Annotated in this window: 18 protein-coding genes; 13 read left to right on the forward strand and 5 right to left on the reverse strand. The window is 73.4% G+C overall.

The window, feature by feature from the left end; genetic code table 11:
- Both ACFQ3T_RS08125 and ACFQ3T_RS08130 read left to right on the forward strand, forming a co-directional pair.
- On the forward strand, positions 1–1819 hold a 1819-nt coding region (locus ACFQ3T_RS08125), incomplete at its 5' end, for an SbcC/MukB-like Walker B domain-containing protein (protein ID WP_380721900.1).
- A 233-nt stretch (positions 1820–2052) separates the two neighbouring features.
- Positions 2053–2967, forward strand: a complete 915-nt coding sequence (locus tag ACFQ3T_RS08130; RefSeq protein WP_380721902.1) for a carbohydrate-binding protein — start codon at positions 2053–2055, stop codon at positions 2965–2967.
- 118 nt (positions 2968–3085) lie between these two features.
- Here ACFQ3T_RS08130 and ACFQ3T_RS08135 read toward each other — a convergent pair whose 3' ends face one another.
- Entirely contained in the window at positions 3086–4969 is a 1884-nt protein-coding gene (locus tag ACFQ3T_RS08135; RefSeq protein WP_380721904.1) for an ABC transporter ATP-binding protein, read from the reverse strand.
- Positions 4970–5372: 403 nt separating this feature from the next.
- A complete protein-coding gene (locus ACFQ3T_RS08140) occupies positions 5373–6317 on the reverse strand; it encodes a 4-hydroxy-3-methylbut-2-enyl diphosphate reductase (protein WP_380721906.1) in 945 nt (314 codons plus the stop codon).
- A 64-nt stretch (positions 6318–6381) separates the two neighbouring features.
- On the opposite strand from ACFQ3T_RS08140, the gene ACFQ3T_RS08145 reads away from it, so the two are divergent.
- The 8 genes from ACFQ3T_RS08145 (at position 6382) to ACFQ3T_RS08180 (ending at position 12083) form a co-directional block, all read left to right on the forward strand.
- Complete coding sequence (locus tag ACFQ3T_RS08145) at positions 6382–6867, forward strand: lipid droplet-associated protein (RefSeq protein ID WP_380721908.1); 486 nt, start codon at positions 6382–6384, stop codon at positions 6865–6867.
- On the forward strand, positions 6864–8180 hold the full coding sequence (gene xseA, locus ACFQ3T_RS08150; protein ID WP_380721910.1) for an exodeoxyribonuclease VII large subunit: 1317 nt from the start codon (positions 6864–6866) through the stop codon (positions 8178–8180). The genes ACFQ3T_RS08145 and xseA overlap by 4 nt, the downstream gene beginning before the upstream one ends.
- Positions 8161–8568: a sugar ABC transporter substrate-binding protein gene (locus tag ACFQ3T_RS08155; RefSeq protein ID WP_380721912.1), complete on the forward strand. Its 408-nt coding sequence runs from the start codon at positions 8161–8163 to the stop codon at positions 8566–8568. The genes xseA and ACFQ3T_RS08155 overlap by 20 nt, the downstream gene beginning before the upstream one ends.
- Positions 8565–8774: an exodeoxyribonuclease VII small subunit gene (locus ACFQ3T_RS08160; protein ID WP_053719410.1), complete on the forward strand. Its 210-nt coding sequence runs from the start codon at positions 8565–8567 to the stop codon at positions 8772–8774. The genes ACFQ3T_RS08155 and ACFQ3T_RS08160 overlap by 4 nt, the downstream gene beginning before the upstream one ends.
- A gap of 54 nt (positions 8775–8828) precedes the next feature.
- A complete protein-coding gene (gene glpX / locus ACFQ3T_RS08165; protein ID WP_380721915.1) occupies positions 8829–9884 on the forward strand; it encodes a class II fructose-bisphosphatase in 1056 nt (351 codons plus the stop codon).
- Positions 9885–10038: 154 nt separating this feature from the next.
- The gene (locus ACFQ3T_RS08170; protein WP_380721917.1) at positions 10039–10806 is read left to right on the forward strand and encodes a S1 family peptidase; all 768 of its coding nucleotides are present in this window, start codon (positions 10039–10041) and stop codon (positions 10804–10806) included.
- Between the two features lie 268 nt (positions 10807–11074).
- Positions 11075–11596 carry a L,D-transpeptidase gene (locus ACFQ3T_RS08175; RefSeq protein ID WP_380721919.1) on the forward strand — a complete coding sequence of 174 codons (522 nt, stop codon included), beginning with the start codon at positions 11075–11077 and terminating at the stop codon, positions 11594–11596.
- Between the two features lie 55 nt (positions 11597–11651).
- Positions 11652–12083, forward strand: coding sequence for a L,D-transpeptidase (locus tag ACFQ3T_RS08180; RefSeq protein ID WP_380721921.1), 432 nt, complete (start codon positions 11652–11654; stop codon positions 12081–12083).
- Positions 12084–12208: 125 nt separating this feature from the next.
- Here the strand turns inward: ACFQ3T_RS08180 and ACFQ3T_RS08185 are convergent, their stop codons facing one another.
- Positions 12209–13180 carry an NAD(P)/FAD-dependent oxidoreductase gene (locus tag ACFQ3T_RS08185; RefSeq protein WP_380721923.1) on the reverse strand — a complete coding sequence of 324 codons (972 nt, stop codon included), beginning with the start codon at positions 13178–13180 and terminating at the stop codon, positions 12209–12211.
- 64 nt (positions 13181–13244) lie between these two features.
- On the opposite strand from ACFQ3T_RS08185, the gene ACFQ3T_RS08190 reads away from it, so the two are divergent.
- Complete coding sequence (locus tag ACFQ3T_RS08190) at positions 13245–14639, forward strand: class II fumarate hydratase (protein WP_380721925.1); 1395 nt, start codon at positions 13245–13247, stop codon at positions 14637–14639.
- Here ACFQ3T_RS08190 and ACFQ3T_RS08195 read toward each other — a convergent pair.
- Positions 14633–15547 (reverse strand): DMT family transporter, encoded by a 915-nt coding sequence (locus tag ACFQ3T_RS08195; RefSeq protein ID WP_380721927.1) that lies wholly within the window; start codon positions 15545–15547, stop codon positions 14633–14635. The genes ACFQ3T_RS08190 and ACFQ3T_RS08195 overlap by 7 nt on opposite strands.
- Before the next feature lie 47 nt (positions 15548–15594).
- Here ACFQ3T_RS08195 and pdxR point away from each other — a divergent pair, with 47 nt between their 5' ends.
- Positions 15595–16962, forward strand: a complete 1368-nt coding sequence (pdxR, locus tag ACFQ3T_RS08200) for a MocR-like pyridoxine biosynthesis transcription factor PdxR (protein ID WP_380721929.1) — start codon at positions 15595–15597, stop codon at positions 16960–16962.
- Here pdxR and ACFQ3T_RS08205 read toward each other — a convergent pair.
- Positions 16955–18835, reverse strand: a complete 1881-nt coding sequence (locus tag ACFQ3T_RS08205; RefSeq protein ID WP_380721931.1) for a tachylectin-related carbohydrate-binding protein — start codon at positions 18833–18835, stop codon at positions 16955–16957. The two genes, pdxR and ACFQ3T_RS08205, sit on opposite strands and share 8 nt — an antisense overlap.
- Positions 18836–19011: 176 nt before the next feature.
- On the opposite strand from ACFQ3T_RS08205, the gene ACFQ3T_RS08210 reads away from it, so the two are divergent.
- Positions 19012–20577: an ATP-dependent DNA ligase gene (locus ACFQ3T_RS08210; RefSeq protein ID WP_380721933.1), complete on the forward strand. Its 1566-nt coding sequence runs from the start codon at positions 19012–19014 to the stop codon at positions 20575–20577.
- Positions 20578–20607 lie beyond the last annotated feature (30 nt).

Here is a 20607-nt window from a genome sequence, read left to right on the forward strand (position 1 = left end):
GGAGCGGTTGCGCGAGGAGTCCGGCGCGCTGACGGCGCTGGCCGCGGAGGCGTTGAAGCAGGAGGACGACCGGCGGCGCGTGGCGCGGCTCGACCAGGAGATCACCGCCGCGCGGCGGGAGCTGGCCGAGCTGGAGGCGCAGTTCGACACCGTGCCGGCGCGGTTGGTCGCCGCCAGGTCGGCGGTGGAGGACGCGACGGTGGCCGCCGCGCGGCTGGCGCAGGTCGCCGGGCTGGCCTCGGCGGCTGCCGAGCTGCCGCGCGTGGAGGCGGAGTTCCGGGCCGCGGACGAGGCGCGACGGGTCGCCGTGGACGCGCACCAGCGCGCGCTCGACGCCCTGCTGATGGTGCGGCGGGAACGCCTCGACGGCATGGCGATCGAACTCGCGGCCAAGCTGAAGGCGGGCCGGGCGTGCCCGGTGTGCGGGTCGGCCGAGCACCCGGCGCCCGCGCAGCCCGTGCTGGGTTCGGTGACGGCGGCGGACGAGGACGCGGCGGTCGCGGCGGAGCAGCGGGCGGCCGAGCGGCGGGCCCGCGCCGAGAGCGAGAAGGACAAGCTGGAGCAGCGGCTCGGCTGGCTGCGCGAGCAGGTGGGCGACCGGTCGCCCGACGAGCTGTCGCGCGAGCACCGCGTGGTGTCCGGGCTGGCGCGGGAGGTCGAGGCGCGGCAGGCGGAGCTGGCCCGGCTGGAGGCCGACGTGCGGCGGGCCGAGGAGCGGCAGGGCCGGCTGGAGCGGGACATCGCCGAGATGGGCGCGCAGCGCGAGGGCCTGGGCGAGGCGGTGGCGGAGCGCGGCGCGCGGCTGGAGGAGGCGCGCGGCGACTTCCCGGACGTGGTGGCGCGGCGGGCGCACCTGTCCGACCTGGCCGACGCCCTGGTGGACCTGCACGAGCGGCGCGCGGCCGTGGCCGAGCACGAGGAGCGCCTGGCCGACCAGCGCGTGGAGCTGACCCGGCTGGCGGCCCGCGCGGGGTTCGCCGACGTGGCCGAGGCGCTGGCCGCGGCCCGTCCCGACGACGTGGTGGCGGCGTTGGAGACCCGCATCCGGGACGTCGAGAAAACCCGGACCGCGGCCGAGAGCACGCTGACGGAGCTGCCCGACGTCGACCCGGACGACGAGGTCGACGTGACGGGGACCGAGGAGCGGTTCCGGCTGGCGGGCGACCGGGCGACCGCGGCCACCACCGTGCGCACGAACGCCCGCACCAGGTCGGCCCGCGCGACCGAGCTGGCCGAGCAGCTGCGCGCCGCGTGGCAGCGCCTGGAGCCGGTGGAGGCCGAGTACGCCGAGCTGGACGCGCTGACCGACGTGATCAACGGCTCGGGCCAGAACACGAAGAGCATGACCCTGCGCACGTACGTCCTGGCGGCGCGGCTGGAAGAGGTCGCGGTGGCCGCGAGCGCGCGCCTGGAGCGCATGAGCCAGGGCCGCTACCGGTTCGTGCACTCGGTCGAGGCCGGTCCGCGCGGCACGCGGGGCGGGCTGGGCCTCGACGTCATGGACGACTACTCGGGGCAGCAGCGGCCGGCGAAGACGTTGTCCGGCGGGGAGTCGTTCCTGGCGTCCCTGGCGCTGGCGCTCGGGCTGGCGGACGTGGTCGCGGCGGGCGCGGTGCTCGACACGCTGTTCATCGACGAGGGTTTCGGCACGCTCGACGCGGAGACCCTGGAGCTGGTCATGACGACGTTGGACGAACTCCGCGCCGGCGGCCGGGTCGTGGGCCTCGTCTCGCACGTGGAGGAGCTGCGGCAGCGCATCCCGACCCGGTTGCGCGTCCGCAAGGCGCGCGAGGGCTCGTCGCTGGAGCTGACGGCGTAGTCCCCGTCGCGACCCTGACGTGGGTCGTCCTCCCGGATTGGTTCGGACGCCGAATCACAGCCGGTGACCGATTTCGGCGAGCAACCACAATTTTTGCGGAGATCTTCCACCAGGGTGGATGAACCCATTTTCCACCATTAGGAATTGCCCGGCCGTGCTACGTTCCAAAAGCATTGGTTTGCACGCATCCGGCAATGGAGGGAAATCCGGTGCAGCTCAGATTCTCGCGATTGTTGACCGCAGTTCTGCTGGTCTTGTTCTCGACGGGCGCCACCGTGGCCGCCGCCGCGCCCGCGGACACCTCGGGCAAACCCGCCGCCGAGCAGCGGTCGACGGACCGACAATGGTCCAACTGGGGCGACCTCGGCGGCGTGATCACGGCGGGCCCGGCCGTGTCGTCGTGGTCGGCCAACCGCCTCGACGTCTTCGTCCGGGGCACCGACTCCGCCGTCTGGCACAAGTGGTGGAACGGGTCGAACTGGTCCGGCTGGGAGAGCCTCGGCGGCGTCATCATCGACAACCCCGCCGCCGTCTCGTGGGGCGCCAACCGCATCGACCTCTTCGGCCGCGGCACCGACAACCACCTGTGGCACAAGTGGTGGAACGGCTCGTCGTGGTCCGGCTGGGAAGACCTCGGCGGCGTGATCACCGCAGGTCCGGCGGTCGCGTCGTGGTCCGCGAACCGGCTCGACGTGTTCGTCCGCGGCACCGACTCCGCGCTGTGGCACAAGTGGTGGAACGGGTCCTCCTGGTCCGGCTGGGAGAGCCTCGGCGGCGTCATCGTCGACAACCCGGCCGCCGTGTCGTGGGGGCCGAACCGCATCGACGTGTTCGTCGAGGGCACGGACAACCAGCTCTGGCACAAGTGGTGGAACGGCTCGTCGTGGTCCGGCTGGGAAGGCCTCGGCGGCGTGATCACGGCCGGGCCGGCGGTGGCGTCGTGGGCGGCGAACCGGCTCGACGTCTTCGCCAAGGGCACCGACAACCAGCTCTGGCACAAGTGGTGGAACGGGTCGTCCTGGTCCGGGTGGGAAAACCTCGGCGGCGTATTCCTGCACAACCCCGCCGCCGTCTCGTGGGGACCGAACCGAATCGACATCTTCGTCGAGGGCACCGACAACCACACATACCACAAAGCGTGGTACTGATTTTCGCGTTGCCGCGATGAATGACGCGGCCGAGTGCCGTCCCCTTTCTTCCTGGCTGGAGGAAGGAGGTGCTCGGCCGCCCCCGCGCGTCCGGGGGCGGCTCTCCCGCGCGGTGCGGTCAGGACGCCAGCAGGCCGCCCCGGTACGCGGCGGCCTGCAGTTCGAACAGCTCGAAGTAGTGGCCGCGCGACGCCATCAGCTCCTCGTGCGTGCCCTGCTCGATGATCCGGCCCTGGTCGAGCACGACGATCCGGTCGGCGTTGCGGATGTTCGCCAGCCGGTGCGTGACGAGGATCGTGGTGCGGCGGGCCGTCGCCTCCCGCAGCCCGGCGAACACCCGCGCCTCGGCCTTGGCGTCCAGCGCGGCCGTCGGCTCGTCCGCCACCAGCACCGCCGCGTCCCGGTAGATGCCGCGCGCGATGCCCATCCGCTGCCACTGGCCGCCGGACAGGTCCTGCCCGTCGTTGAACTGCCGCGACAGCACGGTGTCGGCGCCCGCGGGCAGCGACGCCAGCACCTCGTCCGCGCCGGACTTCGCCACCGCCGACCGCCACGCCTCCTCGTCGTCGCGCTCCAACCGGCCGACCGTCACGTTGTGCCGGGCGGTCATCGGCCACTGCGCCGGGTCCTGCGCGATGACCGCGATGGACGAGTGCACCGAGTGCGGGTCGGCCGTCGCCAGGTCCACGCCGTCCCACGCCACCGTGCCCGCCGACGCCGGGTACAGGCCGGTCAGGACCTTGCCGAGGGTCGTCTTGCCCGACCCGTTCTCCCCGACGAGCGCGACCACCTCGCCCCTGGCCACGGTCAGGTTCACGTCGCGCAGCGCGGGCTTGGGCGCGCCGGGGTAGGTGAAGGAGACGTCGGTCAGGGTGATGCGGGACGGGTCGGCCGGCGCCTTCACCGGTGAGCTGCCCTGCGCCCGTTCCGCGCCCTCGACCAGCAACTTCCGGTAGAAGTCGATGTAGAACGAGTCCTCGTACAGGGAGTTCACCGCGCGGGTCGTGGTGGCCAGCGACGAGAAGCCGGTGCGCATGGCCAGCACCGCCGTGCCCGCGAGCGCGAGCTCCATCCCGCCGGTGTGCAGCAGGACGCCCAGCACGACGTACGCGACCGCCGTGCCGACGCCCGCCAGCGCCCGACCGGTGAGCCGGACCAGGTTCGTCCGGTGGGCCATCCGGATCTCGTCCCGCACCAGGCTGTCGGCGATGCGCCGGTGCTCGGCGAGGAGCCGTTCCTGCAACGTCAGCGCGTGCCGTTCCAGCGCGAAGTCGCGGTCGGTGGCGACCTCCTCCACGACGCCCTTCCGGGTGTTGCGGGTCACCGAGTCGAGGAAGTGCTCGTACCGCAGCTTCGACGCCCGCGCCGACGCCCAGGCGTTCGCGAACGCGGCCAGCAGCAGCGCGGGCGCGAGCCACGGGTTGAGCAGCCCGACCGTCACCACCGCCGCCACCAGCGAGATGCCGCCCGACACCAGGTCCGCCAGGTACCGCAGGCTGCTCTCCAGCGACCGGACGCCGCGCCGCCCGCCCTGACGGGCCAGCTCGCGGAAGTCGGCGTCCTCGAACGCGAGCAGCGAGGCCCGCACGAGCACCGCCGTGACCTCGTCGTTCGCCTCACGGGTGACCCGCGGTCGCAGCGAGCTCTCGACCGCCGCCACGGCCGTGTCGAGCAGCGCCCGCACCACGAACGACCCGACCACCACCGCCAGCGCGGGCAACGCCTCGGTCACCCGCTGCGGCGTGGGGCCGTCCCGCAGCAGGGCCGCGAACACGTCCGCCGTGGCGAGCAGCCCGAACGCCGTGACGCCGCCGGACAGCACGTGCACCACGCCCGCCAGCACGGTCAGCTTCGGCGACGTGCGCCAGGCGAGCCGGACCACCATCGCCACCGCCGACGGCAGGCTCTTCAACGCCTTGCCCAGGCTGACCGACGTCCCGCCGCGTCGACGGGCCCACTTGGGGGTGGCCACGTTCTCCACCCCGATCAGCACGGTGCTCATGGCTCCAGCAAACGCCACCCCGCCCGCGCCGCCAACCGCTTACGCCGTCAGCGCAGCTCAACCCCGCGGCACCCCGAAATTGTCAGACCCCACTGGCAAAATGAGAACCGGGGGTCCCCCGGGGGCGACCCCCGCGAAGCCGTTCCGGCGCGTGCGGCCGGACACGCGACGGCCGAGGTGCGGGACGACGGCCGAGGTGCGCGACGACGGCCGAGGTGCGCCGGAAGGCCGGGCACGGGACGGCCGGGCACGCGACAGCGAGCGCGGGACGGCCGGACACGCGACGGCGGGCACGCGACCGCCCGACACGCGCCAGCGGAGGTGCGACGGCGGAGGTGCGACGGAAGGCTTGCTCCCCGCCGGGGGACCGGGAACGCCGGGTCCCCCGCGGCGGCAACCCCGACTAGCGGACCATGTCCTTGCGCAGCTCGCGCGGCAGGGCGAAGGCGATCTTCTCGTTCGCCGTGGTGATCTCCTCGACGTTCCCGTAGCCGCGCTCGGCCAGGAACTCCAGCAGCTCCATCACCAGGATGTCCGGCACGGACGCGCCCGACGTCACGCCGACCGTGGACACGCCGTCCAGCCACGCCTCGTCGACCTCGCGGGCGTAGTCGACCAGGTACGACGCCTTCGCGCCCGCCTGCAGCGCGACCTCGACCAGCCGCACCGAGTTGGACGAGTTCTTCGACCCGACCACGAGCACCAGGTCGCACTCGGGCGCCATCGTCTTCACGGCGGTCTGCCGGTTGGACGTCGCGTAGCAGATGTCGTCCGACGGGGGCTCCTGGAGGTCCGGGAAGCGCTCCTGCAGCTGGCGCACCCGCACCATCGTCTCGTCCACCGACAGCGTGGTCTGCGAGAGCCAGACCACCTTGGACGGATCGCGCACGACGACCTTGTCGACGTCCTCGGCGGTGTCCACGAGCTGGATGTGCGACGGCGCCTCGCCGTAGGTGCCCTCGACCTCCTCGTGTCCTTCGTGGCCGATGAGCAGGATGTCGTAGTCCTCGCGGGCGAACCGCTTGGCCTCGTTGTGGACCTTGGTCACCAGCGGGCAGGTGGCGTCGATGGTCCGCAGACCGCGGTCGGCCGCCTCCTCGTGCACGGCGGGCGACACGCCGTGCGCCGAGAACACCACGAGCGCGCCCTCGGGCACCTCGTCCGTCTCGTCGACGAAGATCGCGCCGCGCCGGGACAGCGTCTCGACGACGTGCTTGTTGTGGACGATCTCCTTGCGCACGTAGACCGGGGCGCCGTACTGCTCCAGCGCCTTCTCGACGGTCACGACGGCACGGTCCACGCCTGCGCAGTAGCCGCGCGGCTTGGCCAGGAGCACTCGCTTGTCCATGGTGCCCAGGGTACGGCGTGCCGGATGTAGGCATCCGACGGCCGACTGCGGCAGGCTGTAGGGCATGAAGCCACTGCCGCTGACCGTCCGCCTCGCCGCGGGACTGGCGGTCACCGCCGTCGAGCAGGCCAGGAAGCTGCCGCAGCAACTCGCGGGGCTCCCGGTCACCGTGGTCAGCGAGGCCCTGCGCCTGTCCATGCGGGTGCAGCAGCAGGTGACGGAACTCGCAATCAAGGGTGACGAGGTGCTGTCCGTGCTGCGCCCCGTCGAGCAGGAGCCCGAGTGGGCGACGTTCGACGAGGACGAGCCGGAGCCGGCGCCCGCGCCCGCCGAGGACCCGTGGGCGGAGGAGGAGCGGGCGCTGGCCGCCGAGCCGCCCGCCGTGCTGCCGAACTACGACGAGCTGACGTTGGCGCAGCTCCGGGCCCGGCTGCGGACGTTGTCCGCGGAGGACCTGGAGGAGCTGCTGGCGCACGAGCGCACGCACGCGGCGCGGCCCGAGTTCACCGGCATGCTCACCCGCCGCATCGCGAACCTCAAGCACCAGTGAGCGACGAGAAGTCCAGCCCGGAGAACCCGTGGCCGGTGCGGACGGTCGCGCGCAAGATCTTCGACTGGATCAACCGCCTCGGCGACGTGTGGGTGGAGGGCCAGGTCACCCAGCTGAGCGCCCGGCCGGGCACGGCGACGGCGTTCCTCACGCTGCGCGACCCGTCCGTGGACATGTCGATGCAGCTGACGGCGCCGGTCGGGATGGTGCGCGAGCTGCAGCTGTCCGAGGGCAGCCGGGTCGTCGTGCACGGCAAGCCGAACTTCTTCCCCAACCGCGGCACGCTGAGCCTGCGCGTGGACGAGATCCGCCAGGTCGGCATCGGCGAGCTGCTGGCCCGGATCGAGCGGTTGCGCAAGCTGCTGAACGCGGAGGGCCTGTTCGACCCGCGGCGCAAGCGCAAGCCGCCGTTCCTGCCGAACAAGATCGGGCTGATCACGGGTCGCGCGTCGGCCGCCGAGCGGGACGTGCTGACGAACGCGCACGCCCGCTGGCCGGGCGCCCGGTTCCGGGTGGTGAACGTGGCCGTCCAGGGCGCGCTGGCGGTGCCGCAGATCCTCACCGCACTGTCGACTCTGGACCGCGACGCCGAGGTGGACGTGATCGTCCTGGCGCGCGGCGGCGGCAGCGTGGAGGACCTGCTGCCGTTCTCCGACGAGGCGCTGTGCCGGGCGGTGGCGCAGTGCCGCACGCCGGTGCTGTCGGCGATCGGGCACGAGCCGGACACGCCGCTGGTGGACCACGTGGCGGACGTGCGCTGCTCCACGCCGACCGACGCCGGCAAACGGGTGGTTCCGGACGTGGCGGAGGAAGGCGAGCGGATCCGCCAGTTGCGCGACCGCAGCCGCCGCGCGCTGCACGGGTGGGTGGACCGGGAGCGGAAGCTGCTCGCGGCGCTGCGGACCCGACCTGCGCTTTCCGACCCGTACGGTCCGCTGGACCGGCGGGCGGAGGACGTGGACCGGTTGCGGGAGCGGGCCCGGCGCGCGGTGCGGAACCGGCTCGACGCGGAGACCGCCGGCCTGGTCGCGACCACGGCGCGCTTGACGACCCTCGGGCCTGCCGCCACGCTGGCGCGGGGGTATGCGGTGGTGCAGCTCGTCACGCCCGACGGCGTGGACGGGGTGCTCCGGTCGACCTCCCAAGCTCCCGCGGGCACCCGGCTGAGGGTGCGCGTGGCCGACGGCGCCGTGCACGCGGTGGTCGCCACCGGCGGAGGCGGCGTGCCGGCGACAGCCGGCGATCGGGCGACGGCCGACGGGGTCGGCGGTCAGGCGGAGGAAGGAGGCGGTGGTGCCGAACCCGGCACGTGAGCCCACGTTCCTGCCCTTGACGATGGCCGCCGCGAACGACGCGGACGACGACGGCGCCCGCGCGGTGCGCAGCCGCGCCGAGTCGGCCGACCGGGCCGCCGCGGACTGCTGGCTGTCGCTGGTGGCAGGCTGCACGTCCGGCGGCCAGACGTTGATCAACCGGCTGCACGACCTGTCCGAGGCGACGTCGGACTACGCGGGGTCGCGGTGGTGGTCGGGCCGCGGCTCGGTGCACCGCCGGCGGGTCGCGGCGGCCGAGCACCGCATCGACGACGCCGTCCGCGAGGGCGACGGCGCGGAGTTCGCCGAGGCGTTCGTCGGGTACGACCAGGCGGTCGCGACCGTCGTGGTGCACGTCCAGAAGCGATTGGGGAAGCTGTCCACGTGAGCGAGCCGGGTTACGAGCAGGCCAGGGACGAGTTGGTGGAGGTGGTCCGCAGGCTGGAGGCGGGCGGCCTGTCCCTGGAGGAGTCGCTGGCGCTGTGGGAGCGCGGCGAGGCCCTGGCGAAGACGTGCGAGCGGCAGCTGGCGGGCGCGCGGGAACGGATCGATCAAGCACTCAGTGTGACCGAGGAGGACGTGGCCGAGGCGTGACGACGTGCGAGGATTGGTCTACCGGCCGGTAATCGCAGTCGCAGGAGGAACCTCATGGTCACAGGCAGCAGCCCGTCCGAGCGTCGACGCGAGGCTCCCGACCGGAACCTCGCGCTGGAGCTCGTGCGGGTGACCGAGGCGGCCGCGATGGCCGCCGGGCGCTGGGTGGGCCGCGGTGACAAGAACGGCGGCGACGGCGCGGCGGTGGACGCCATGCGCAAGCTGATCGGCACCGTGTCGATGCGGGGCGTCGTGGTGATCGGCGAGGGCGAGAAGGACGAGGCGCCCATGCTGTACAACGGCGAGGAGGTCGGCAACGGCGACGGTCCCGACTGCGACGTCGCGGTGGACCCGATCGACGGCACCACGCTGATGGCCAAGGGCATGCCGAACGCGCTGGCGGTGCTCGCGGTGGCCGAGCGGGGCGCGATGTTCGACCCGTCCGCCGTGTTCTACATGGAGAAGCTGGCGACGGGGCCGGAGGCGGCCGACGTCATCGACATCACCGCCCCGATCGCGGAGAACATCCGCCGGGTGGCGAAGGCGAAGCACAGCGACGTGTCCGACGTGACGGTGTGCATCCTGGACCGGCCGCGGCACGACTCGCTGGTGCGCGAGGTGCGCGCGGCGGGCGCCCGCATCCACTTCATCTCCGACGGCGACGTGGCGGGCGCGATCTCGGCGGCCCGGCCGAACACCGGCATCGACCTGCTCGTGGGCATCGGCGGCACGCCGGAGGGCATCATCGCGGCGGCGGCGCTGAAGTGCATGGGCGGCGCGATCCAGGCGAAGCTGTGGCCGAAGGACGACGCCGAGCGGGGCCGGGCGCTGGACGCGGGCCACGACCTGGACCGCGTGCTGCTGACCGACGACCTGGTGCGCGGCGACAACGTGTTCTTCTGCGCGACCGGTGTCACGGACGGCGACCTGGTGCGCGGCGTGCACTACCGGGCGGGCGGCTGCACGACCCAGTCGATCGTGATGCGGTCGAAGTCGGGCACGGTGCGGATGATCGACGGGTTCCACCGGCTCACCAAGCTGCGCGAGTACTCGTCGGTGGACTTCGACATCCCGGTCACCGGCGAGGACGCCCTCCCGCCGCTCCCGTAACCCCCACCACCACGGCCGGTCGCCGGGTGCCACGGGTCGCTGTCAACGGTCAACCGAGCGTTACCGGCCGATCGGCTGTGGTGATCACCCCGCGTTCCTCCCTAGTTTCCGATTCGTCCCCGAGCACCCTGCGCCGGGGACGGAGAGGACAGTGATGAAGGTTCGCACCCTGTTCACCGCCTTCGCGGTGGCGGTAGGAGCTGCGCTCGCCACGGCGGCCGGGGCGGCGGCGGCCCCGGCGACCGACGGCGGAGTCACCCCGTTCATCGTGGGCGGCGGCAACGCCACGCAGACCTACTCGTTCATGGTGTCCCTGCAGAGCACCACGGGCAGCCACTTCTGCGGCGGTTCGCTGATCAAGGCCAACTGGGTCGTCACGGCCAAGCACTGCGTGCAGGGCCGGACGGCGTCCTCCATCCGGGCCCGCATCGGCACGACCAACCGCACCAGCGGCGGCACGGTCGCGTCGGGCGCCCAGGTGATCACGCACCCGTCGTACGACATCGCGCTGGTGCGCCTGGCCACCTCGGTGAGCCAGGCCCCGATCGCGGTGGCGTCGACGTCCGGTGCGGTCGGCACGGCCACCCGCATCATCGGCTGGGGCCAGACCTGCGCCCCGCGCGGTGCCTGCGGCGCGCCGATCACCCTGCAGGAGCTGAACACGTCGATCGTGTCGGACAGCAACTGCCTGGGCATCTACGGCTCGGTGGAGATCTGCACGAACAACCCGAACGGCAACTCGGGCGCCTGCTACGGCGACTCGGGCGGCCCGCAGATCAAGGCCGTGAACGGCACGTGGCAGCTGATCGGCGCCACCAGCCGCGCGGGCAACAACAGCTCCACCTGCGCCACCGGCCCGTCGATCTACATGGACGTGCCGGCGTTCCGCTCGTGGATCGGTCAGTACGCGGGCGCGGTGTGACCCGCTCGTCCTGACGGGCTCGTCCCGGCGTTCCCAGGGCCGTCCCACCTCCGGGTGGGGCGGCCCTGCCCAATTCGTTACCGGGGCGGCTGCAACCAGGCGCTCCACGCCGGCGTCTCCAGGGCAGAACAGCATGATCCCCGGGGGGTGCGCGATGCGCAGAGCAGCTTTGGTGGCAATCGCTTTCCTGGCGACGGCGTGCGGGACGTCGGAGGCGTCCGGTCCGGCGCCGTCACCGTCTTCGGCAACGTCTTCGTCTTCGTCCTCGGTGCCTTCGTCCTCGGTCGCCGTGCCGTCGTCGGAGGCCCCGACCTCGCCGTCACCGGAGCCGACGTCCGCACCGGCGCCCGAACCGTCGCCGGAACCCCTGCCGACGCCGGACGTCACGCCGACGCCCGAGCCGCAGCCCGCGCCGCCGCCTCCGCCGGTCACCGTGCCCGGAACGCCGTGCGACATCACCGAGGGCGCGTGCGTGCAGCTGTCCACCAACCAGTCGTGGCTGATCAGCGGGGGCAAGATCAGCTACGGGCCGGTGCCGACGACGTCCGGCATGCCCGGCTACGAGACGCCCGTCGGCTACTTCTCGGTGCTGTGGAAGGTCCGCGACGACTGGAGCATCCCCTACAACGGGCCGATGCCGTACTCCACGTACTTCGTCGGCAACGGCATCGCGTTCCACGAGGGCAGCCTCACGCAGGAGTCGCACGGCTGCATCCACCTGTCGCGCGAAGCGGCGGCGAAGTACTTCCACACCCTCAAGGTGGGTGACCAGGTCCAGGTCGCTCCGTGACGCGGTGTGTTGGATCACTCCTCCGTGGGTAACCCTTCGGTGAGGAGTGATAGCGATGAGGAAGACACTCGGCACGACGGTGCTAGCCGCGGCGGCCTTGACCCTCGGCCTCGCGACTCCCGCTTCCGCTTCGACCGGCACGCCGTGTTCCGTGCGGAACGGCGCGTGCGTGCAGCTGTCCACCAACCAGGCGTGGTTGATCTACAACGGGAACGCCAGCTACGGCCCCGTCCGGATGTCCCACGGGATGCCCGGCCACGAGACCCCGGTCGGCACCTTTCCCGTGCTGCGCAAGGTGAAGGACGACTGGAGCGTGCCGTACAACGGACCGATGCCGAACGCGGTGTACTTCACCACGACCGGCGTCGCGTTCCACCAGGGTGACACGAACACGCAGTCGCACGGCTGCGTCCGGCTGGGGCCGCAGGAGTCGTTGGTGTTCTACGACAACCTGTTCCCCGGCGAGCAGGTGCAGGTGGTGCCGTAACGGTGGTGGATCGCCGCTGCCCCGCGGACGGCGGTGAAGCCCGGAAGTCGGCGGCTCGTGGCTCATCCCAGGACGATCGACAAGCGTGATCGCCCTGGGATGAGCCACGAATCACCGACGCGACGTCACCCGGCGTTGCTGGAGTGGCCGGGGAACAGGTGGGCCTCCGGGTTGAGCAGCACGGCGATGTTGTTGACCGCGGTCGCGGCCTCGCCGAAGCCGGTGGCGATCAGCTTCACCTTGCCCGGGTACTGGGCCACGTCGCCCGCGGCGTAGACGCGGTCCCGGGCGGTGCGCATGGTGGTGTCCACCACGACCGCTCGGTGGTCTAGTTCCAGCCCCCACGCCTCGATGGGGCCGAGATCGGCGGTGAAGCCCAAGGCCGCCACGACGGTCTGCGCGGGCAGCACCTTGCGGTCGCCGCCCTTCAGGCCCAGCTCCACCTCGGCCAGATCGAGGTCGCCGCGCAGCTCCAGCACCTCGGCGTCGGTGATGATCTCCACGCCGAGGTCGCGGACCTGCCGCACGGTCGGCGGGTGCGCGCGGAACGTCGCCCGGCGGTGCACCACCGTGACGCTGGCCGCGATCGGGTGCAGCGCGAGCGCCCAGTCGAACGCCGAGTCGCCGCCGCCGACGACCACGACGTCCTGGCCGGTGTGCACGTTGAGCTTCGGCACGAAGTGCACGACGCCGCGGTCCAGCCAGCCGTCGCCCGCGGGCAGCGGACGTGGCCGGAACTCGCCGATGCCGGCCGTGATGAGCACCGCGCCCGCGCGGACCACGCCGCCGTCCGCGAGGCCGACCTCCAGCCGACCGTCCACTTCGGACAAGGTGCGGGCCTGGCGGCCGAGCAGGTACGTCGGCTTCCACTGGTCGGCCTGCTGCACGAGCGCGCTCACCAGCTCACGCCCGCGCACCGCGGGGAACCCGGCCACGTCGAAAATCATCTTCTCCGGGTACATCGCGGTGATCTGGCCACCCGCCTCGGGCAGCGCGTCGACCAGCGCGACCGACAGGTCCCGGAACCCCGCGTAGTACGCCGCGAACAGCCCCGTGGGGCCCGCACCGACGATCAGCAGGTCGACCTCAAGCTCCATACCCCGACCATAGGTGTTCGAGCCCACTGTGCCCAGTGGGCCGACCCGGTCCAAACTCGGTGGTATGGCTGAACAGGAGTACCGCGTCGAGCACGACACCATGGGCGAGGTCAGGGTGCCCGTCGACGCGCTCTGGCGTGCGCAGACGCAGCGCGCCGTGGAGAACTTCCCGATCTCCGGCCGGGGCCTGGAGCGCGCGCAGATCCGGGCGCTCGGGCTGCTGAAGGCCGCCGCGGCGCGGGTGAACGAGCGGCTCGGGGTGCTGGAACCCGAAGTCGCCGCGGCCATCGCCGAGGCCGCCGACTCGGTGGCGGCGGGCGAGCACGACGCGCACTTCCCGGTCGACGTGTTCCAGACCGGGTCCGGCACGTCGTCCAACATGAACGCCAACGAGGTCATCGCGACCCTGGCGACGCGCGCCCTCGGCCGGGACGTGCACCCGAACGACCACGTCAACGCCTCGCAGTCGTCCAACGACACGTTCCCGACGACGCTGCGGGTCGCCGCGACGGAGGCCGTGGCGCGGGACGTGGTCCCGGCGCTCGAACACCTCGTCTCGGTGCTGGACGCGCGGGCCGCCGACTGGACGTCCCTGGTCAAGTCGGGTCGCACGCACCTGATGGACGCGGTGCCCGTCACGCTGGGCCAGGAGGCCGGCGCGTGGGCCACGCAGGTCCGCTACGGGATCGAGCGGCTGACGTCGTCGCTGCCGCGCCTGGCCGAGCTGCCGATCGGCGGCACGGCCGTCGGCAGCGGCCTGAACGCGCCGGCGGGGTTCGGCGCGGCGGTGTCCGCTGAGCTGGCGGCCGTCACCGGCCTGCCCCTGACCGAGGCCCGTGACCACTTCGAGGCGCAGGCCACGCAGGACGGCGTGGTGGAGATCTCGGGGCAGCTCCGGGCCACCGCCGTGGGCCTGTTCAAGATCGCGAACGACCTGCGGTGGCTGGGGTCCGGCCCCCGGACCGGCCTCGGCGAGCTGGCCCTGCCGGACCTCCAGCCCGGCTCCTCGATCATGCCGGGCAAGGTGAACCCGGTGATCTCCGAGGCCACGATGATGGTGGTGGCGCAGGTGATCGGCAACGACGCGGCGGTGGCGTTCGCCGGGTCGCAGGGCAACTTCCAGCTCAACGTGATGCTGCCCGTGATCGCCCGCAACGTGCTGGAGTCCGCCCGCCTGCTGGCCGCCGTGGCGCGCCTGCTCGCCGACAAGGTGCTGACCGGCGCGGAACCGCAGGTCGACCGGATGCGCGAGTACGCCGAGTCGTCGCCGTCGATCGTCACGCCCCTCAACCGCTACCTCGGGTACGAGGAGGCGGCGTCGATCGCGAAGCAGTCGCTGAAGGAGCGCAAGACGATCCGCGAGGTCGTCCTGGAACGCGGCCACGTGCCGGGCAAGCTCACCGAGGCCCAGCTCGACCAGGCGCTCGACGTCCTGCGCATGGCCAACGGCGGTCACTGAACCGCGAGCTCGACGCGGGGCGGGCGGTCGGCGTCGGCCGCCCGTCCCCGCAGCCCGACCACGCACCCGAGCGCCACCGCCACCGAGCCGAGCAGCGCCACCGCGGTCAGCTCCTGCGCGCCCAGCGCGACCGACGCCACCAGCCCGGCCACCGGCATGAGCCCGATCAGCACGCCGGCCCGGTCGGCGCCGAGCTGCGCGACGGCGAAGTACCAGAGGCCGAACGCCACCGCCGTCAGCACGATCCCGAGTACCACCAGCGCCGCGCCCTCGCGCACCGTCGGCACCTGCCAGCCGCCGAACACCGTGCCCAGGAGCCCGCCCGCGACGGCCGCGATCACGCAGCACCACGTCGCGACGGCCACGCCGCCGAGCCGGCGCACCACGCCCACCGCGAACAGCGTGAACGACGCCTCCCCCGCCATCGTCAGCAGCGCGAGCGCCAGCCCCGGCCCGTGCCACGACCCGCCGCCGGACAGCACCACCACCTCGCCGACCACGACGACCGCGCCCGCCACCGCCGGCACGGCGGGCTTCCGGCCCGCCAGCAGCGGCGCGACCAGCGCCAGCACCAGCGGGCTCGCGCCCAGCACCGCCGCGACGAACCCCGGCTCGGCGTACCGCTGCGCGTACAGCACGCACGCGTTGAACCCGAGCATCCCGGTCACGACGAGCGCGACCAGCGCGGGCCAGTCCCGCCGTGACGGCACGGGCAGCCGTCCCCCGCGCAGCCGGACCCACCCGAGCAGCACGACGGCGCCGAGCGCGTACCGCATCGCCTGGCCGGTGAGCAGCGGGTACTGCTGGAGCATGCCGGTCACCGGCACGGACGCGCCGACGATCACCGACGTCAACGCGCCGGACGCGATCGCGGCCCTGGTGGGCACCGCCCTGGTCGTGATTCCCATGTCGAGGACTCTCACCGACCGGTGGTCCACGGTTAAGCTCCACTTCGATGGCCGCCGACTGGACCACTTATCGCGAACTCCTCCTGCCCGCCCCGCACGGGCGGCGCGCGGTGGAGTCGGAGCTGCGCCGGGCCGTGCGCGACGGCAGGCTCGCGCCGGGCACCCGGCTGCCGTCCAGCCGCGACCTCGCCGCGCAGCTGGGCGTCGCCCGCGGCACGGTCACGTCCGCGTACGCCCAGTTGATCGGCGAGGGCTACCTGACCGCGCGCCGCGGCTCCGGCACCACCGTCACGGACGCCTGCACGTGGCCGGGCGCGGCGACCGCCGAACCCGACCCCGCGCCGCGGTTCCGGTACGACCTGAGGCCGGGCGTGCCCGCGTTGAGCGCGTTCCCGCGCGAGGAGTGGTCGCAGGCGCAGCGGACGGCGCTGGCGGAGCTGTCCACCGACGACCTCGGCTACCCCGACCCGGCCGGGTTCGCCCCGCTGCGCCGGGAGCTCGCCGACTACCTGGGCCGGGTCCGGGCGGTGGCCGCGCGACCGTCCGAAGTGGTCGTCACCAACGGCGCCGCCGAGGGGATCTCCCTGCTGGGCCGGGTGTTGCGCGCGGCCGGGCACCGGTGCGTCGCGGTCGAGGAACCGAGCCACCCCGGCGGCGCGGAGATGCTGGCGTCGCACGGGCTGGAGATCCACCCCGTCCCGGTGGACGACCGCGGGCTCCGCGTCGACCTGCTGTCCGGAATGGACTGTCGCGTGGTGGTGGTGACGGCGGCGCACCAGTTCCCGCTCGGCGTGGTGCTGCACCCGACCCGGCGGCACGCCCTGCTGGAGTGGGCCCGCGCGCGCGACGGGCTGATCGTGGAGGACGACTACGACGCCGAGCACCGCTACGACCGGCCGGCGCTGGGCGCGGTGCAGGCCCTCGACCCGAGCCGCGTGGTCTACCAGGGCAGCACCAGCAAGGTGCTCGCGCCCGCGTTGCGGCTGGGCTGGCTCGTCGTGCCGCCCGCGGTGCGCGAGGACCTGGTGGAGCGCAAGCGGCTGGACGACCTCGGCACCGGCACGCTGCACCAGGCCGCGTTCGCCCGGCTGCTCCGCGCCGGCGGCTACGACCGGCACCTCCGCCGCACCCGCCAGCTGTACCGGGCGCGGCGGGAGCGCCTGCTCGACGTGCTGCGCGCCGCCGGGCCCGACTGGACGCCGATCGGCGTGGCGGCCGGCCTGCACGTCGTCGTCCGGCTCCCCGACGGCGCCGACGACCTCGCGTTGCAGGACCGCCTGGCCCGCCGCGGCGTCAACGCGCCCGCGCTCGCGAACTACGCGCGCACGCCGACGTTCCCCGGCCTGGTGCTCGGCTACGCGGCGCTGACCCCGGACCGCCTGCGGGAGGCGGTCCGGGTCATCGCGGCTAGCTGACCGCGCCGCCGGTGTAGCCGGTCGGCCCGGAGTGGAGGACGTGCGTGGCGCCCGCGCCGTCGCGGAACACCAGCGCCCGCTCGCCCGAGGACCGGACCACGAGCGTCGGGTCCGAGCCCGCGGCCACGTCGCCGACGCGGGTCGCCGGGCCGAACGGACCACCCGGCGTCTCCTGCGCCGCCACGTAGACGCCCTGGTCGCGCCACGCCCGGTAGGCGATCTCGACCCGTCCGTCCGGACCGGTGACGGCGGCGACCACGCCACTCGTGCCCTGGCCCTGCGTCCAGTCGGCGAGGTCGGTCCAGTCGCCGTGCTCGTTGTTCTGGAACAGCAGCGTGTGGATGCCGCCGTGCGCGCTCTTGGCGAACACGCGGAAGCCGTTGTCACCGTGGCGCACCAGGGTGGGCGTGCCGGTGAGGTGCCGGCCGAGGACCCGGTACAGCATGGTCGGCTTGCCGTCGCGCTCCCAGACGAGCCGCAGCGCGCCGTCCGCGAGCGTGCCCGCGACCACCACCGAGCCGTTGGCCAGCGGCAGCGCGGCCGGCCTGCCGGTGTACGCCATGTCGGGGATCAGCTGGGTCCAGGGCCGGTCGCCCAGCGGGTCGGTGTGCTCGTGGCGGCCGGCGCGGCGCCACAGCGCGCCGTTCTCGTCCGTGAGGTACGCCGACACCGTGCCGTCGGCCGACTGCACCACGGCGGGCGACGTCGGCGCGTGCCCGGCGAGGCCCGGCTTGGCGACCCAGGGGCCGTCGACGCCGTCGACCAGGGCCTGGCTGACGCCGCCGTCCGTGCCGTGGCTGACCAGGAGCGGCCGCTCGTCGTGCGGCACGAACGACACGGGGGTCACGGCGCGCGGCGTGTCCATCACGGACTCGCGGAACGTCCACGTGCCGTCGGCGTTCTGCACGCCCTTGGTGATCGTGCGCGAGGCGTTCACGTGGAACGTCCGCAGCGAGCCGTCGACCTCGGCGACGGCGCTCGCCGCCTCCGGCACGTCCGCCACCGCCGGGCGGGCCGGACCGGCCTCGGGCACCCGCGCGCAGGCGGCCGGGTCGGCGACGGTGTCGCGGTCGTTCCCCCAGTCGTAGCCGACGACCGAGCCGCCGACGGCCCAGCTGGACTCCTGGTCGTCGCCCGCGTTGTCGCGGTTCCAGTACAGGTCGCCGTCGTGCTGCGTGCCGTAGAGGACGCCGCCGCCCGCGCCGATGATCTTCCAGACGTTGCCCCACTCCCGGCCGACCGGCTGCATGGCGCGGTAGAGGCGGTGCGAGTCCTCGTGGTAGCGCAACCGGTGCAGGTCGCCGTTGGCCGAGGAGCGCGCGTACAGCACGCCGGGGCCGGAGGCCACCAGGTAGTCGTGGGCGAAGCCGCTGCCCAGGTACCGCCACTCGACGGTCGTGCCGCGCACGTCGCCGTGGAAGAGGGAGCCGTGCTCGATCTTGTAGAAGTCGCCGCGCGAGTCGACGGTGACCGTGTTCCGGGCCGCGCCGTCCAGGTTCCACTTGCCCGCCGACACCACCTCGTACTGGCGCGTGCCGAACGTGTCCCAGCCCGAGCCGTTCCAGCGGAAGCGCCGCGCCTCGCCGGTGTCGGTGATGTTGTAGACCACGCCGTCCGGGCCGGCCAGCGTGCGCCCGGCCCAGCCCCAGCCGATCTGCGCCGCGCTGGGCCAGTCGAACCCGCCCGACTCCGGCGTGCCGTGCTCGTACAGCCACAGGTCGCCGTCACTTTGGACGGTGAACACCCGCGCGGTGGGGGCGCACCGCACGTCGACCGCGGCGACGGCGGTCGGCGCCGCCGCCACCGCCAGCGACGCGGTCATCGCCGTCACGGCCAGAGCCGAGACGACGCCCCCCGTTGGTCTGTGCTTCATCTGGATTCCCGTCCGTGCTCGTCCTGGTTGGCACAGCGGGGGAACACGCGTGCGACGAACCCCCCTGATCGCGGGACACGGTACTTGGCCACACCGACAATCCGGAACAATTTGCCGGTCGGGACGCGACGGCGCGCGGCGGGTCTTCGTCGGTGGTCGGGTGCACCATGGTGGGCGTGCTGTTCAGCGAAGTGGTCGAGACGTCCGCCGCCGTGGCGGGCACGCGGTCCCGGTTGGCCAAGGTGGACGCCCTGGCCGGGCTGGTGCGCCGGATGGAGACGCCCGCCGTCGTGTCGTTCCTGGTCGGCGTGCCCAGCCAGGGGCGCGTCGGCGCGGGCTGGCGCACGGTGTTCGACCTCGCGGTCCCGCCGGCCGCCGCGCCGTCGCTCACCGTGTCCGATGTGGACGAGGCGCTGGGCGCGCTCGCGGCCGTCGGCGGCAAGGGCTCGACCGCGCGGCGGACCGCGCTGCTGACCGACCTGTTCGGCCGGGCCACCGAGGCGGAGCAGGACTTCCTGCGCCGGCTGCTCACCGGCGAGCTGCGCCAAGGCGCCCTCGAAGGGGTGATGCTGGACGCGATCGCCCGCGCCGCCGACGTGCCCGGCGACGTGGTGCGGCGGGCGTTCATGCTGTCCGGCAAGCTCCCCGAGACGGCGCTGGCCGCGCTCGACGGCGCCGAGGCGCTGGCCGCGTTCCGGCTGGAGGTCGGCCGGCCGGTGCGCCCCATGCTCGCCTCGCCCGCCGAGTCGCTGCCCGAGGCGTTGGCCGAGCTGGGCGCGTGCGTGGTCGAGCACAAGCTCGACGGCGCGCGCATCCAGGTCCACCGGTCCGGCGACGAGGTGCGGATCTTCACCCGGACGTTGCGCGAGATCACCGCGACCGTGCCCGAGCTGGTGGAGCTGGTGCGCGCGCTGCCGTGCCGGTCGGTGGTGCTGGACGGCGAGACGCTGGCGTTGACCGACGACGGCAAGCCGAGGCCGTTCCAGGAGACGATGAGCCGGTTCGGCGCCCTGCTCGACCGCGCGTCCGCGGGGAGGCGCACGTCACCGGGCGACCTGCGGGAGCTGCTGCTGAGCCCGTTCTTCTTCGACTGCCTGCACCTCGACGGGGTGGACCTGCTCGACGAGCCGCTGCGCGCGCGGCTCGACGCCCTGCGGTCCGTGGCGGGCGGTCACGTCATCCCCGGCGCGGTCGCGCCCGCCGAGGACGAGGCGGCCCGGGTGCTGGACGAGGCGCTGGCCGCCGGGCACGAGGGCGTGATGGTGAAGTCGCTGGAGTCGGTCTACGCGGCCGGGCGGCGGGGCCGGGCGTGGCAGAAGGTGAAGCCGGTGCACACGCTCGACCTGGTGGTGCTCGGCGTCGAGTGGGGCAGCGGCCGGCGCAAGGGCCTGCTGTCGAACCTCCACCTCGGCGCGCGCGACCCGGACGGCGGCCCGCCGATCATGGTCGGCAAGACGTTCAAGGGCCTCACCGACGAGCTGCTGGCGTGGCAGACGCGGGAGCTGATGGCGATCGCGACCGAGAAGTCGGACTGGGTCGTGCTGGTCCGACCCGAGATGGTGATCGAGATCGAGCTGGACGGCGTGCAGGTCAGCCCCCGCTACCCCGGCGGGGTGGCGCTGCGGTTCGCCCGCGTCCTGCGGTACCGGCCGGACAAGGACGCGGGCGAGGCCGACACGATCGACGCGGTCCGCGCGCTCCTGCCGAAGCGGTCGCCCGCCGGCGGCGGCGGAACGGGGTGATGGGCGCGGTTTGGAGGAACCCACAACCGC

The organism is Saccharothrix hoggarensis (assembly GCF_042678885.1).
Lineage (GTDB): Bacteria > Actinomycetota > Actinomycetes > Mycobacteriales > Pseudonocardiaceae > Actinosynnema > Actinosynnema hoggarensis.

Coding starts and splice junctions, on each gene's coding strand:
- ACFQ3T_RS08135 (WP_380721904.1), bottom strand. CDS start 4,969: ATGAGCACCGTGCTGATCGGGGTGGAGAACGTGGCCACCCCCAAGTGG.
- ACFQ3T_RS08140 (WP_380721906.1), bottom strand. CDS start 6,317: ATGGACAAGCGAGTGCTCCTGGCCAAGCCGCGCGGCTACTGCGCAGGC.
- ACFQ3T_RS08145 (WP_380721908.1), top strand. CDS start 6,382: ATGAAGCCACTGCCGCTGACCGTCCGCCTCGCCGCGGGACTGGCGGTC.
- glpX (WP_380721915.1), top strand. CDS start 8,829: ATGGTCACAGGCAGCAGCCCGTCCGAGCGTCGACGCGAGGCTCCCGAC.
- ACFQ3T_RS08170 (WP_380721917.1), top strand. CDS start 10,039: ATGAAGGTTCGCACCCTGTTCACCGCCTTCGCGGTGGCGGTAGGAGCT.
- ACFQ3T_RS08180 (WP_380721921.1), top strand. CDS start 11,652: ATGAGGAAGACACTCGGCACGACGGTGCTAGCCGCGGCGGCCTTGACC.
- ACFQ3T_RS08185 (WP_380721923.1), bottom strand. CDS start 13,180: ATGGAGCTTGAGGTCGACCTGCTGATCGTCGGTGCGGGCCCCACGGGG.
- ACFQ3T_RS08190 (WP_380721925.1), top strand. CDS start 13,245: ATGGCTGAACAGGAGTACCGCGTCGAGCACGACACCATGGGCGAGGTC.
- ACFQ3T_RS08195 (WP_380721927.1), bottom strand. CDS start 15,547: ATGGGAATCACGACCAGGGCGGTGCCCACCAGGGCCGCGATCGCGTCC.
- pdxR (WP_380721929.1), top strand. CDS start 15,595: ATGGCCGCCGACTGGACCACTTATCGCGAACTCCTCCTGCCCGCCCCG.
- ACFQ3T_RS08205 (WP_380721931.1), bottom strand. CDS start 18,835: ATGAAGCACAGACCAACGGGGGGCGTCGTCTCGGCTCTGGCCGTGACG.